At 66.8% G+C, this 13,459-nt stretch carries 14 protein-coding genes and 1 tRNA gene; 9 read left to right on the top strand and 6 right to left on the bottom strand.

Annotated features, from left to right (window positions below; all coding sequences use genetic code 11):
• Positions 1 to 22: 22 nt before the first annotated feature.
• Positions 23 to 469: a preQ(1) synthase gene (gene queF, locus ACX0GZ_RS05510; RefSeq protein WP_458814180.1), complete on the bottom strand. Its 447-nt coding sequence runs from the start codon at positions 467 to 469 to the stop codon at positions 23 to 25.
• A 29-nt stretch (positions 470 to 498) separates the two neighbouring features.
• On the opposite strand from queF, the gene ACX0GZ_RS05505 reads away from it, so the two are divergent.
• From ACX0GZ_RS05505 to ACX0GZ_RS05485, 5 genes are all read left to right on the top strand, one after another.
• Positions 499 to 2,034 carry a cryptochrome/photolyase family protein gene (locus tag ACX0GZ_RS05505; RefSeq protein ID WP_458814178.1) on the top strand — a complete coding sequence of 512 codons (1,536 nt, stop codon included), beginning with the start codon at positions 499 to 501 and terminating at the stop codon, positions 2,032 to 2,034.
• A gap of 44 nt (positions 2,035 to 2,078) precedes the next feature.
• Entirely contained in the window at positions 2,079 to 2,915 is an 837-nt protein-coding gene (gene sseA, locus ACX0GZ_RS05500) for a 3-mercaptopyruvate sulfurtransferase (protein WP_458814176.1), read from the top strand.
• Positions 2,912 to 4,114 (top strand): cystathionine beta-lyase, encoded by a 1,203-nt coding sequence (metC, locus tag ACX0GZ_RS05495; protein WP_458814174.1) that lies wholly within the window; start codon positions 2,912 to 2,914, stop codon positions 4,112 to 4,114. The genes sseA and metC overlap by 4 nt, the downstream gene beginning before the upstream one ends.
• Positions 4,105 to 5,442, top strand: a complete 1,338-nt coding sequence (locus tag ACX0GZ_RS05490) for a mechanosensitive ion channel family protein (RefSeq protein ID WP_458814172.1) — start codon at positions 4,105 to 4,107, stop codon at positions 5,440 to 5,442. The genes metC and ACX0GZ_RS05490 overlap by 10 nt, the downstream gene beginning before the upstream one ends.
• A gap of 193 nt (positions 5,443 to 5,635) precedes the next feature.
• Positions 5,636 to 6,784 (top strand): GNAT family N-acetyltransferase, encoded by a 1,149-nt coding sequence (locus tag ACX0GZ_RS05485; RefSeq protein WP_458814170.1) that lies wholly within the window; start codon positions 5,636 to 5,638, stop codon positions 6,782 to 6,784.
• Between the two features lie 17 nt (positions 6,785 to 6,801).
• Here ACX0GZ_RS05485 and ACX0GZ_RS05480 read toward each other — a convergent pair.
• Positions 6,802 to 6,887 (bottom strand) — tRNA-Tyr (locus ACX0GZ_RS05480).
• A 104-nt stretch (positions 6,888 to 6,991) separates the two neighbouring features.
• Here ACX0GZ_RS05480 and rlmB point away from each other — a divergent pair.
• A complete protein-coding gene (gene rlmB, locus ACX0GZ_RS05475; protein WP_458814168.1) occupies positions 6,992 to 7,738 on the top strand; it encodes a 23S rRNA (guanosine(2251)-2'-O)-methyltransferase RlmB in 747 nt (248 codons plus the stop codon).
• 107 nt (positions 7,739 to 7,845) lie between these two features.
• Here rlmB and ACX0GZ_RS05470 read toward each other — a convergent pair whose 3' ends face one another.
• Positions 7,846 to 8,163 carry a 2Fe-2S iron-sulfur cluster-binding protein gene (locus tag ACX0GZ_RS05470; RefSeq protein ID WP_458814166.1) on the bottom strand — a complete coding sequence of 106 codons (318 nt, stop codon included), beginning with the start codon at positions 8,161 to 8,163 and terminating at the stop codon, positions 7,846 to 7,848.
• 67 nt (positions 8,164 to 8,230) lie between these two features.
• Here ACX0GZ_RS05470 and ACX0GZ_RS05465 point away from each other — a divergent pair, with 67 nt between their 5' ends.
• Positions 8,231 to 8,857: a DNA-3-methyladenine glycosylase family protein gene (locus ACX0GZ_RS05465; RefSeq protein WP_458814164.1), complete on the top strand. Its 627-nt coding sequence runs from the start codon at positions 8,231 to 8,233 to the stop codon at positions 8,855 to 8,857.
• 5 nt (positions 8,858 to 8,862) lie between these two features.
• On the opposite strand, the gene ACX0GZ_RS05460 is transcribed toward ACX0GZ_RS05465, so the two are convergent.
• Genes ACX0GZ_RS05460 through xseA form a run of 3 tightly spaced genes read right to left on the bottom strand, consistent with a single transcriptional unit; the run spans position 8,863 to position 11,398 of the window.
• The gene (locus tag ACX0GZ_RS05460; RefSeq protein ID WP_458814162.1) at positions 8,863 to 9,786 is read right to left on the bottom strand and encodes a M23 family metallopeptidase; all 924 of its coding nucleotides are present in this window, start codon (positions 9,784 to 9,786) and stop codon (positions 8,863 to 8,865) included.
• Positions 9,783 to 9,983, bottom strand: coding sequence for a DUF2093 domain-containing protein (locus tag ACX0GZ_RS05455; RefSeq protein ID WP_458814342.1), 201 nt, complete (start codon positions 9,981 to 9,983; stop codon positions 9,783 to 9,785). The genes ACX0GZ_RS05460 and ACX0GZ_RS05455 overlap by 4 nt, the downstream gene beginning before the upstream one ends.
• 23 nt (positions 9,984 to 10,006) lie before the next feature.
• Positions 10,007 to 11,398 (bottom strand): exodeoxyribonuclease VII large subunit, encoded by a 1,392-nt coding sequence (gene xseA, locus ACX0GZ_RS05450; RefSeq protein ID WP_458814160.1) that lies wholly within the window; start codon positions 11,396 to 11,398, stop codon positions 10,007 to 10,009.
• On the opposite strand from xseA, the gene purD reads away from it, so the two are divergent.
• Together purD and ACX0GZ_RS05440 are read left to right on the top strand one after the other, a co-directional pair.
• The gene (purD, locus tag ACX0GZ_RS05445) at positions 11,397 to 12,659 is read left to right on the top strand and encodes a phosphoribosylamine--glycine ligase (protein ID WP_458814158.1); all 1,263 of its coding nucleotides are present in this window, start codon (positions 11,397 to 11,399) and stop codon (positions 12,657 to 12,659) included. The two genes, xseA and purD, sit on opposite strands and share 2 nt — an antisense overlap.
• Before the next feature lie 104 nt (positions 12,660 to 12,763).
• A complete protein-coding gene (locus tag ACX0GZ_RS05440; protein WP_458814156.1) occupies positions 12,764 to 13,396 on the top strand; it encodes a helix-hairpin-helix domain-containing protein in 633 nt (210 codons plus the stop codon).
• Positions 13,397 to 13,459: the final 63 nt, after the last annotated feature.

Here is a 13,459-nt window from a genome sequence, read left to right as displayed (position 1 = left end):
GCTTGCGCCAAATTGCGCGCTCTCACCCCCGCCCGCGATAGTTCTGGACGCCCTGGTCGGGCAGCCACAACCCTTCCGGCGGCGCACCCGATTGCCAGAACACGTCGATCGGAATGCCCCCGCGCGGATACCAATAGCCGCCGATGCGAAGCCATGTCGGTTTCATCTCGTCGAACAGGCGCTGGCCGATCCCGACGGTGCAATCCTCGTGGAAGGCGGCATGGTTGCGGAACGCGCCGAGGAACAACTTGAGCGATTTGGATTCGACGATCGTGTCGCCGGGGGCATAGTCGATGACCAGATGCGCGAAATCGGGCTGGCCGGTCACCGGGCAGAGCGAGGTGAATTCCGGGGCGGAAAAGCGCACGCAGTAAAGCTGTCCTGCGCGCGGATTGGGAACATAATCGAGCGTGGCTTCTTCCGGCGTGGCGGGAAGCGCGCTGGTCTGGCCAAGATGCTTTGGGGTCATGCCTGCGATTTAGGAAGGTTGGGGCGGAATTGAAACACTCTGTCGAGACGCTGATTCCGGTGCTGGGCGACCAGTTGTCTCCCGACATCGCGGCGCTGAAGGATGCGGACCCGGCAACCAGCGTCGTGCTGATGATGGAGGTGGATGAGGAAACCACCTATGTCCGCCATCACAAGGCCAAGATCGCGTTCATCCTGTCCGCCATGCGCCATCATGCCGAACGGTTGCGGACGCTGGGCTGGACGGTCGATTATGTGCGGCTGGACGACGCCGACAATGCCGGGAGTTTCACCGGCGAAGTCGCCCGCGCGGTCGAGCGCCATGCGCCCGCCACGATCCGCGTGACCGAACCCGGCGAATGGCGAGTGCGCACCGCGATCGACGGCTGGGCGGACAAGTTTGATTGCGCGGTGGAAATCGTCGAGGATGACCGCTTCATCTGTTCGCACGCCGAGTTCGACGCCTGGGCCGACGACCGCAAGCAGTTGCGGATGGAGTTTTTCTATCGCGAGATGCGCCGCAAGACCGGGCTGATGATGGACGGGGACAAGCCCGAAGGCGGGCAGTGGAATTACGACTCCGAGAACCGCAAGCCCGCGCAGAACGACCTGCTGATGCCGCGCCCGATCGCGTTCCGGCCGGACGACATCACGCGCGAGGTGATCGACATGGTCGCGGAGCGTTTCGCCGATCATCCCGGCAGTCTCGACCGGTTCGAGTTCGCGGTGACGCATGACGAGGCGATGCGGGCGCAGCGGCAGTTTCTGAAGCACGCGCTGGCCGGGTTCGGCACCTATCAGGATGCGATGCTGACCGGCGAGCCCTATCTGTGGCACGCGGTCCTGTCGCCCTATCTCAACGCCGGATTGCTCGATCCGCTGGACCTGTGCCGCAAGGTCGAGGTTGAGTATCGCGCCGGGCGGGCACCGCTCAATTCGGCCGAAGGATTCATCCGCCAGATCATCGGCTGGCGCGAATATGTGCGCGGCATCTATTGGCGCGAGGGGCCGGATTATGCGCGGCGGAACTTCCTGAATGCCAAGCGCGCCTTGCCCGGGTTTTACTGGACCGGCGAGACCGACATGCACTGCCTTAGCCAAGCCATCGGCCAGACGCTGGAGCGGGCCTATGCCCATCATATCCAGCGGCTGATGATTACCGGCAATTTCGCGCTGCTGATCGGTGCCGACCCGCATCCGGTGCATCTATGGTATCTGGAGGTCTATGCCGACGCCTATGAATGGGTGGAGTTGCCCAATACGCTGGGGATGAGCCAGTTCGGCGACGGCGGCCTGCTGGGATCGAAACCCTATGCATCGTCGGGCGCCTATATCGACCGGATGTCGGATTATTGCCGGTCGTGCCGGTATGACGTGAAGCAGCGGGTGGGCAACGATGCCTGCCCCTTCAACGCGCTTTATTGGGATTTTCTGGCGCGCAATCGCGGCAAGCTGGGCGACAATCGTCGGTTGGCGATGCCCTATCGGAATTGGGACCGGATGGACGGTGACACGCAGGATTCGCTGCGCGAACAGGCGGGCAGGTTCCTGAAATCGCTTGCCTGACTCGCACCCCGGCGGTCAGGATCACCCGCACAAGGGAGGGACGCATGGACGATCTGGTTTCGACGCAGTGGCTGGCCGAGCGGCTGGACGAGAGCGATCTGGTCGTGCTCGACGCCAGCTGGTTTCTGCCCGAACATGGCCGCGATCCGCGCGCCGAATTTGCCGAGCGACATGTTCCCGGCGCGCGGTTCCTCGATCTCGCAGCGCTGGTCGACGCGCACGATGCGCTGCCGATGATGCTGCCGTCGGACCACCAGTTCAACGAAGCGATGCGGGCGCTGGGGGTGTCGAACGACAGCCGGGTGGTGCTCTATGACGACAGTCCGCTGCATCCATCGGCGCGGGGTTGGTGGATGCTCAGGCTGATGGGGGTGCCGCGGGTCGCGATCCTCGATGGCGGGCTGGCGGCATGGCGCGCGGAAGGGAGGCTGCTCGATCGCGGCGAGACGCCCGCATCGCCCGGCATCTTCATGGCGCATTCGGATCGCGGGCTGGTGCGCGACCGCGCGGCGATGCAGGCCAATCTGGCGAGTGGCGAGGAACAGGTGATCGATGCGCGTTCGCCGACGCGCTATGCGGGCGACGAGCCCGAGCCGCGCGCCGGCGTCGAGCCGGGGCATATTCCGGGCAGTATCAACCTGCCCTATTCGCGGCTGTTCGACGCGGAGGGACGCTGGCGGTCGCGCGAGGCATTGCGCGCGCTGTTTGCCGAAGCCGGGGTCGATGTCGATCGCCCGATGGTCGCCACCTGCGGTTCGGGGGTGACCGCTGCGGTCATCGTCTTCGCATTGCATTTGCTTGGGAGCGAGGCGGCGCTCTATGACGGCAGCTGGGCCGATTGGGGCGGCAGCGACCTGCCCAAGGCGAAGGGGACCGCGTGAAGGACAAGGGCGACGACCACGAACTGGGCAAGGCGACGCGCGTCGTCGCGGCGGGGCGGCGCAAGGAATGGACCGGCGGGATCGTCAACCCGCCGGTGTGGCGCGCGTCCACCATCCTGTATGAGTCGGTCGCCGAGATGCGCACGCGCGGCAGCGCCGATACGCATCACAAATTATTCTACGGACGGCGTGGCACGCCCACGCAGTGGAGCCTGGCCGATGCGCTGACCGAACTGGAACCGGGGGCGGAGGCGACGTTTCTCTATCCATCGGGCGTGGCCGCCATCGCCGCCGCGCTGCTCACCGTGCTGTCGCCGGGCGACGAACTGCTGATGGTCGACAGCGTCTATGACCCGACGCGCGGGCTGTGCGACGGGCTGCTCGCGCGGATGGGGATCACGACTCGCTACTACGATCCGATGGTGGGCGCGGGCATCGCCGACCTGATCGGCGAGCGCACCCGTGCCATTTATATGGAAAGTCCCGGCAGCCTGACCTTCGAGGTGCAGGACGTGCCCGCCATCGTCGAGGTCGCAAAGGCACGCGGGCTGGTTACCCTGCTCGACAACACCTGGGCAACGCCGCTGCTGTTTCCGGCGATCGGGCGGGGCATCGACTATTCCATCCTGGCCTGCACCAAATATGTCGTCGGTCATTCGGACGCGATGCTTGGGTCGGTGACCGCCGCGCCCGGCAGGTTCGACCCGCTGCGCCAGACCAGTTTCCAGCTGGGCCAGTGCGTGTCGGCGGACGACGCGTATCTGGGATCGCGCGGGCTGCGGACGATGGCGCTGCGGTTGAAGGAACAGGGGCGAAGCGCGCTCGCCATCGCCGGGTGGCTGGCGCAGCAGCCGGGCGTCGCGCGGGTGCTGCACCCGGCGTTCGACACCTGTCCGGGGCACGACGTGTTCGAGCGCGATTTCTCCGGCGCGTCGGGGCTGTTTTCGTTCGTTCTCGACGGCGGAAACGATGCGGCGCGCACCGCCCTGATCGACGGGCTCGACCTGTTCGGCATCGGCTATAGCTGGGGCGGGTACGAAAGCCTGGTGGTGCCGGTCGATCCCCAGCGCCACCGCAGCGTCACCGACTGGCAGGCCGCAGGGCCGGTCGTGCGCCTGCAGATCGGGATCGAGGACAGCGAAGACCTGATCGCCGACCTGGCGCTGGGCCTCGAACGGTTTCGTGCCGCATGCCGATAGAGCAGTTCAACGCCTGGCTGGTTGCGCGCGGCATCGTCGTGCCGCCGACGGCAGAGCTGATCGAGGCGGCGGTCGCGCTGGGCTTTGCGCTGCTGGCGCTGGCCGCCGGATGGTATGCCGGTCGGCGGCTCGGGCCGCGACTGAACGATTTCTGGACCGAAAAGGTCGGCCATGCCGAAGGGCTTACCGGCCGGATGGGCTCGATCGTTCGGCACGGCGTCGCGGCGCTCCTGCTGGCGATCCTGTTCTATCTGTGGCCGTGGGAGACGCTGGCGGCACTCGGTTTCGGCATCGCGCTGGGGGCGGCGACGGCCATGCTGCTGCTGGAGGTGATGCGCGGACTGGCCATGCCGCGCTGGGCGGCGCGGACGATCGCGGCGTTCGTGTTCGTCGCCATCCTGTCGGGCGCGATCGGCGGGCTGGGCGAAGTGACCGGCCTGCTCGAAAGCGTCGGCTTCAATCTGGGGCGACGGCGCATCTCGCTGCTCAGCGTCGTCACGCTGATCGTCACCATCATCGCGCTGTTCGCCGTTGCGCGACTTGCCAACCGGCTGGTCGCGCATTCGATCGAACAGGCGCGCGGGTTCGATGCGACGCAAAAGCTGCTGTTCCAGAAACTGGCCGGCATCGCGATCCTGGTCGCGCTGTTCTTCTTCGCGATCGACCTGCTCGGCCTCGACCTCACCACCTTTGCGGTGTTCTCGGGCGCGTTCGGCCTGGCGCTGGGCTTTGGCTTGCAAAAGACGGTCGGCAATCTGTTTGCGGGCATCGTCCTGCTGATGGACCGGTCGGTCAAGCCGGGCGACGTGATCGTCGTCGGCGACCAGTTCGGCTGGGTGAACAAGATCGGCGTGCGCGCCGTCAGCATCATCACCCGCGACGGCAAGGAGCATCTGATTCCCAACGAGAATCTGATGACCCAGGATGTCGAGAACTGGTCCTATTCGGATCGCAACGTCCGCGTCCGCATTCCGGTCGGCGTGGCCTATGAATCGGACATCAAGCTGGCCCAGCAACTCATGCTGGAGGCAGCAAATGAAAGCCCCCGCGTGCTCGACAGCCCGAAGCCCAATGTCTGGCTGACCTCGTTCGGCGATTATGCGCTGGAACACGAAATTCTGGCGTGGATCAACGATCCCGAAGGCGGCGTTGGCAACGTCAAATCGGACGTGCTCAACCGGCTATGGGTCAAGTTCCAGGAACACGGCATCGAAATTCCGTTCCCGCAGCAAGTGCTCCATTTCCGTTCGAGCAAGGGCGACCGGATCGGCAGCGTCGCAGGCAAGCGATCGGATGGCCCCGTCGGCGGAATGGAGGATGCGCCCTAAGGGTGAGGACTCATTGCCGGATCATGTTGCGAGCGGGCGGCGCGGCGAACCACGACGAAATGCGATCCCGCCCTATCGCCCGGAACGCCGTCCATCGGCTTGGCCGGCATGATTGTCGCGGGATTTACGGTGTCGGGCATTTGGCCGCGTCCAAAGCTCTGGCATCGCGCGTCAATCGGCCTACATCGGGCGGGTGAGCGAACCTATCGTGACTGCCCATATCGCCCCCGGCGTCGCGTCGGTACCGCGCGAACGCTGGGACGCCTGCGCGGGCGATGCCGACCCGTTTCTGAGCCACGCCTTTCTGTCGGCGCTCGAGGAATCGGGATCGGTCGGTCCCGGCACCGGCTGGCAGGCGCTCCCGCTGATCGTCGGTCCCGACGACGCGCCGCTGGCGGTGGTGCCGAGCTATGCCAAGGGGCATAGCCAGGGCGAATATGTGTTCGACCACGCCTGGGCCGATGCGTGGGAGCGCGCGGGCCAATCCTATTATCCGAAATTGCAGATCGCGGTGCCCTTCACCCCCGTCCCCGGCGCGCGCATTCTGGTCCATCCATCGACGGACCGCGATGCCGCGACCCGCGCGGCGATCCGCGCGATCGAGACGGTGACGACCGACGCCGGGCTGTCGTCGGCGCACGCGACCTTCGTCGCGCCCGACCAGATCGCCGCCTTCGAGGCGGCGGGCTGGCTGATCCGCGAAGGCACGCAGTTTCACTGGCGGAACGCGGGTTATGGCGGCTTCGACGATTTCCTCGGCGCGCTGGCCAGCCGCAAGCGCAAGGCGATCCGAAAGGAGCGCGCCGCCGCCATCGAGGGTCTGACGATCCGTCCACTGAACGGAGCGGCGATCACCGAGGCGCATTGGGATGCGTTCTGGACCTTTTATCAGGACACCGGCACGCGCAAATGGGGCCAGCCCTATCTGACGCGCGCATTCTTCTCGCGGATCGGACAGGCGATGGGCGACCGGCTGTTGCTGATTCTTGCGGAACGCAATGGTCGGCCGATCGCGGGTGCGCTCAACCTGATCGGCGGCGATGCGCTGTACGGCCGATACTGGGGTTGCACCGAGGACGTGCCGTTCCTCCATTTCGAGCTTTGCTACTACCAGGCGATCGATGCCGCGATCGAACGCGGCCTGTCGCGGGTCGAGGCGGGCGCGCAGGGCGAACATAAACTGGCGCGCGGTTATGTGCCGGTGACCACCTGGTCCGCCCATTACCTGCCCGACAGGGGCTTTCGCCACGCCGTCGCCGATTTCCTGCGCCGAGAGCGTGCCTCGGTCGAGCAGGAACAGGCGTTTCTGGGCGAGATGACGCCGTTCAAACGACCGGGGTGATCTGATCGAGGAAAAGGTGGTGGACAGGGCTGGATTCGAACCAGCGTACGCTTTCACGGGCAGATTTACAGTCTGCTGCCTTTAACCACTCGGCCACCTGTCCATTGGGGCCGCCATCTGGGCGAGCGGCGTCCATTGCCGATGCGCCCCGTCTGTGTCAACGCCTGACCCGCGTCTTTTCACCCCAGCCGTCAAGGAATCCTCGTCATGTCGCGTCGCGGTCATCGTCCCAGCAAGGCCCAGTCGGGGCGTCCGCGCTTCTGGGGCAAGCATGCGGTCACCGCAGCACTCGCCAATCCCGAACGGGTCGTGCGCAAGATCTGGGGCACGCGCGAGGCGCTGGGCGCGTTGACGCTGCCGTCCGACCTGCCGATCGTCTATGCCGACGCCGCCGATCTGGGGCGCCTGGTGCCCGGTGACGCGCCGCATCAGGGGCTGGTCGCCGAAGTCGATGCGCTGGAGGATGTGTGGCTGGGCGATCTGCTCGATCAGGGACAGGGCGACATGCGCCCGCTGGTCGTGCTCGATCAGGTGACCGATCCGCACAATGTCGGCGCGATCCTGCGTTCGGCGGCGGCGTTCGACGCGCTGGGCATCGTCACGCAGGACCGCCACGCGCCGCCCGAATCGGGGGCGCTCGCCAAATCCGCGTCAGGCGCGCTTGAGATCGTGCCGTGGGTGCGCGTCGTCAATCTGTCGCGGGCGATGGACGAAATGGCGGAAGCCGGGTTCTGGCGCATCGGCCTTACCGGCACCAGCGACATGACGCTGAAAGATGCGCTGGGCGACGCGCGCATCGCGCTGGTGCTGGGGGCCGAGGGCGAAGGGATGCGGCACAATACCGAGGCGCATTGCGACCAGTTGGCAAGGCTGCCGATCTCGCCCAGGATGGAAAGCCTGAACGTGTCCAACGCCGCGGCGATCGCGCTCTATGCGGTGGCGGCGCGGGGGTAGGACCCGCAGCCGTCACCCCGGCCACCGTGCCGGGGTCCACCGGGCGGCGCGGTTCGCGCTCCGAGGATCGCACGCAGCGCAAGCGGCTTAGGGTCACGGATGAACCCTCAATCCTCGGCGGCGATCTTCACCCGTAGCCCGTCCAGCGCGCTGGTGAACTGGATCTGGCACGACAGGCGCGAGGTTTCATCCCGGTCCATCGAGGAATCGAGCAGGTCGTTCTCGTCCTCGCTCATGGGCGCCAGTTTGCCCGCAAATTCCGGGTCGACATGGACGTGGCACGTCGCGCACGAACAGCAGCCGCCGCACAGCGCCAGCAATTCGTCAAAGCCATTGTCCCGGATCACTTCCATCACCGACAATCCGACCTCGCCCTCGACGGCACGTTCTTCCCCATCGCGGGTGACGACGATAAGCTGCGGCATGGAATCCTCCCTGTGGTTCGCCCGCCGCCATGCCGCGCGCGGTCGCCAACATCAAGAGACGTAGCCGATGGGATTGAGCGCCGGCCAGTTGCAGACCGCGCTCGACGCGCTGGCGCTGCGCGAACCCGCCTTTGCCGCAGGGCTTGCGCGCGCGGGCTATCCCGAGCCGCGTATTCGGGAACCGGGCTATGCCACCTTGCTGCGCACGATCGTCGGCCAGCAAGTCAGCGTCGCGGCGGCATCATCGGTGTGGAACAAGCTCGACGCCGCGCTGGGCGGACGTGCCGACGATCCCGACGCATTGCTCGCTGCCAGCGATGAGGTGCTGAAGGGTGCAGGGCTTTCGCGCCAGAAGCTAGGCTATGCGCGCAGCCTGGCCGGGCTGGTGACGAGCGGCGAACTCGATCTCCACAATCTTCCGACGGACGACGAGGACGCGATTGCCGAGCTGACCAAGATCAAGGGCATCGGGCGCTGGTCCGCCGAAATCTACCTGTTGTTCGCCGAAGGACGCGCCGACATCTGGCCCGCAGGCGATCTGGCCGTTCAGATCGAGATCGGGCGACTGCTGGGGCATGACGAGCGCCCCAGCGAAAAGGCGATCCGGGAACTTGCGGAAAACTGGCGCCCGCACAGGGGCGCGGCGGCGATCTTCGCCTGGCATCATTACAAGGTCGATATGGACGTCATCTGATCCGTCTATTCGGCCGTCGGCATCGGGCCTGCGAGCAGCATCGGGTCGATGCGGGCGTCCCCCCATTTCATGCCCCAGTGCATATGGGGGCCGGTCGCGCGCCCGGTCGCGCCCACCGTGCCGAGGCGCTGGCCCCGTCTGACCGCCTGGCCTTCCTTCACGTCGATCGCATCCATGTGCAGGAACGCGCTGTTCAGCCCCATGCCGTGATCGATCATCAGCAACCGGCCCTCCAGCGTGAACTCGCCGGGCGTCGCCAGCACCACGACGCCATCGGCGGGCGCCATCAGCGGCGTGCCGGTGGGGCGCGCGACATCGACGCCCGAATGATAGCTGCCGGGTTCGCCGCGATAGATGCGCTGCGCGCCGAACAGGCCGGAGACGCGCCCCGTGACCGGCCACAGAAATTGCTGACGCCAGCCGTTTGCGCCGGTGTCCTTGGCGCGCGCCGCATTGATCTGCGCGAGTTCGGGAGCGCGACGACGCTGGAATTCGGCGCTGGGCTGCGAAATGCGCGGCAGTGAATTGAGCCGCTCGATCCGCCAGGCGCGCGGGGCGACCGCGATCGCCTGGGTCACGCGGCTGCCGTCCGAACGCTCGGCGACGAGCGACGCGGTCGTCCCGGCATCGCGGTCGAAGGCGAGGATGAAGCGGCCGTCATCGGCGACGCGCACCGGCGTTCCGTTCAGCGTCAACCGCGTCGTCCCCGCAGGTGCGGTGCCGAGCATCACGCCGCCCTGGATCGCCTGACCTTCGAGGGCAATGCGCGTCACTTGCGGCAATCGCGCAGGTGTCGGCAGCGCAACCGGCGTCACTGCGACGCCCGCCGGGCTCCACGACGCGCGCCGCACCGGCGATGGCAGCGCCGATGCGCATCCCATCAACAGAACCGAAATGGCGGCGGCCGCCCCCCAGCGCGCCGATGTCATGCGGCGGTCATCGCCTTCGTCGCGATTTCGGCACTGGCATAGGGCTCTTGCCGGGCGACGCTCCAGTAGCGCAGTTCGTCGAGCGAAATGCGCTCCCCCGATACCGCGCAGACGACATGGTCGCCCGACGCCAGCATCCGAAAGCCGTTGGCCATATAATGAAGCCGCGCGGCGCGGCTGTTGTTCGACATGAGCATGGTCTTGCGTCCCAGTTTGAGCATCAGAACAGGTCGCCCTGCTCCGGCTTCGTCCCAGCATAGGATTTTCGCGGCGTTTTGGGAACCGCGCCATCGACGGTGGCGTCGACTTCGCCGTCCTTGAAGTGCAGCCGCAGGGCGCTGGCGGAACGGGCCTCGGCGGCAGTCGCCGCAACCTTGCCGCTGGCGCGCGCCTCGACCCAGGCATAGCCGCGCTCCAGCGGGCGTTCGGGGTGGGCGGCAGTCAACAGCCGCTCCATGTCGGCGAGCCGTTGCCGCGCGCCCGTCAGCCGCGCCTCCAGCGCCGCCGGACGCAGCGCGCCCGCCACCCGGTCAAGCTGCCGCCGCGCGACGTCCGCGCGCCGTTCCAGCCCGCGCCCCAGCCGCTGGCCTGCATCGTCCACCCGCTGGCGTTGCGGCCCCAACAGCGCGTCACGCTTCGGCATCACGCGCACCAATGCCGCGAGCTGTTCGGCACCACGTTCTCGATACCGGGTCACGCAGCGCTCGGTGCGCGCGCCAAGCGTCGTCAGCGTGTATTTCAGATCGGCAAGCACCGGCACCGCGATCTCCGCCGCCGCAGTCGGCGTCGGCGCGCGCAGATCGGCCGCATAATCGCCCAGCGTCGTATCGGTCTCATGCCCGACCGCCGAGACGATCGGGATCGAGCATTCGGCGATCGCACGCACCACCGCTTCCTCGTTGAACGCCCACAAATCCTCGATCGACCCGCCGCCGCGCGCGACGATCACCAGATCGGGACGCGCCACCGGGCCGCCGGGAGAAATCGCATCGAACCCGCGGATCGCCGCCGCGATCTGCGCCGCCGCGCTCTCGCCCTGCACCTGCACCGGCCAGACGATGACATGGCTGGGAAAGCGATCCTCCAGCCGGTGGAGAATGTCGCGGATCACCGCGCCGGTCGGCGAGGTCACCACCCCGATCACACGCGGCAGATAGGGGAGCGGCCTTCGCGCCTTGCCCTTGGCGAACAGCCCTTCGGCCTCGAAGCGCGCCTTGTTCTTTTCCAAGAGCGCCATCAACGCGCCCTCGCCCGCGACCTCCATCTTGTCGATAACGATCTGGTATTTCGACCGCCCCGGATAGGTCGTGACCTTGCCGGTCGCGACAACCTCGATCCCGTCCTGCGGCACGAAGGCCAGCGCCCCTGCCGCGCCGCGCCACATCACCCCGTCGATGACCGCATCGGCATCCTTCAGCGTCAGATAGACATGGCCCGACGCGGCGCGCTTATAGCCCGAAATCTCTCCCTTCACGCGAACATGGCCGAACTCGCGCTCCACCATCCGTTTCAGATTGCCCGAAAGCTCGCCCACGCTCAGCGGCGCGGCGTTGTCGCCGGGCGAACTCTCGGCTAGCAGGCGCGCAGTCGCATCAAACAGGGGATCCGCCATGAACGTCCTTCTGATCGGGTCGGGGGGCCGTGAACATGCGCTGGCGTGGAAGCTGGCGCAATCGCCGACCCTGACTAAGCTTTACGCCGCGCCGGGCAACCCCGGCATCGCGAACCATGCCGATATCGCCGACATCCCCGCGACCGACCAGCGCGGGATCATCGATTTCTGCCTGCGAAATTCGATCGAATTCGTCGTCATCGGCCCCGAAGCGCCGCTGGTTCAGGGGCTGGGCGACAATCTGCGCACGATGGGGATCGGCGTGTTCGGTCCCGACAAGGCGCCCGCGCAGCTTGAGGGATCGAAGGGCTTCACCAAGGATCTGTGTGCCCGCGCCAACATTCCGACTGCGGGCTATGCGCGCGTCACTTCATTGGACGGCGCGCGCGCCGCGCTAGGCGATTTCGGGCTGCCGGTGGTCATCAAGGCCGACGGTCTGGCGGCCGGCAAGGGCGTCACCATCGCCATGTCGCACGACGAAGCCGAGGCCGCGATCGTCGCCCTGTTCGACCGTCCCGGCGGCGAAGCGGTGATCGAGGAGTTTCTGGACGGCGAGGAAGCCAGCCTGTTCGTGCTGACCGACGGCACCAACCTGATGCCGTTCGGATCGGCGCAGGACCACAAGCGCGTGGGCGACGGCGATACCGGCCCCAATACCGGCGGCATGGGCGCCTACAGCCCCGCGCCGGTGCTGACGCCAGCGCTGGAACAGCGGGCGATCGACGAGATCGTGCGGCCGACGGTGCAGGCGCTGGCCGATATGGGGATGCCCTATTCGGGGGTGCTCTATGCCGGGCTGATGCTGACCAATACGGGCCCGAAACTGATCGAATACAACGCGCGGTTCGGCGATCCCGAATGCCAGGTGCTGATGGCGCGGCTCGACGACGATCTGCTGGACATCATGGTCGCCACGGCGACGGCCAAGCTGGCCGAACGCACACCCGCCCGCTTCCGCGACGATCACGCGATGACCGTGGTGGTGGCAGCGAAGGGCTATCCCGGCACCGCCATTGCGGGCGGTGCGATCACCGGCATCGACGCGGCGGAAGCAAGCGGACCGGTCACGGTGTTCCAAGCCGGAACCAGCTTCGATGGCGGCCGCTTGCGCGCCAGCGGCGGCCGCGTGCTGACCGTCACCGCGACCGGCCCCGACCTGCGCGCCGCGCGCGACGCGGCCTATCGCGGGGTCGAGGCGATCGACTTCGAGGACGGTTTCTGCCGCAGCGACATCGGCTGGCGCGAACTGGCGCGCGGATAGCGAACAGATATTCCCTCCCCATCGGTGATTTGATCTCACCGATTTGGCGGTCCAGCCTCGTCCCGCTATGACCGGGCGACACCGATTATGCGCAAAGGCGGATCATGGACGAAAAATCGCTGCAATCGACCTCTCCCCTGGGCGCGATCGACATGATGGGGACGATCACCACCATCCATCTGATCCTGATCGCGCTGTTCGCGGTCGCCGCGGTGGCGATCATTCTGTGGGGGACCAAACGCTGGCGCGCGAACAAGCGCGCGATGTCCGAACTGGAAGCCGATGGGCGGATCGAGGCGATCGATGCCGACGCCCCCGCAACCGGTGAACCCGCCGCCCCGACCGAACCGGTCGCGCGCCCCGCCGATCCCGCACCGGTCGTGGCGCCAGTCTCCGAAGCCATTCCCCAGCCGGTGCCCGTCGCCCCGCCTCCGCCGCCGATCATCGAACCCCAGGCGGAGGTGATCGCACCGCCCGCTGCTGCTCCGCAGCCGACGCCAGGCGACCTTACCCGGCTCAAGGGTCTGGGTCCGAAAGTCGCCGCGCGGCTCGCCGAACTCGGCGTCACCCGCATTGCCGATCTCGCCGCGCTCGACGACGCGCAGGCCGCAGATCTCGACGCGCAGCTGGGCAATTTCAGGGGCCGCATGGGCCGCGACAAGTGGATCGAACAGGCACGGCTGCTGAGCGCAGGCAACATCGCGGGGTATGAAGCGCAGTTCGGGAAACTCGGCTGAGTTTGTTTCCGACGTCATTCCCGCGAAGGCGGGAATCCATAATCTCTTCCGCTTCGAAAGAAG

Source organism: Sphingomonas aestuarii (assembly GCF_054457155.1).
This window is presented reverse-complemented; position numbering and strand designations above follow the sequence as displayed.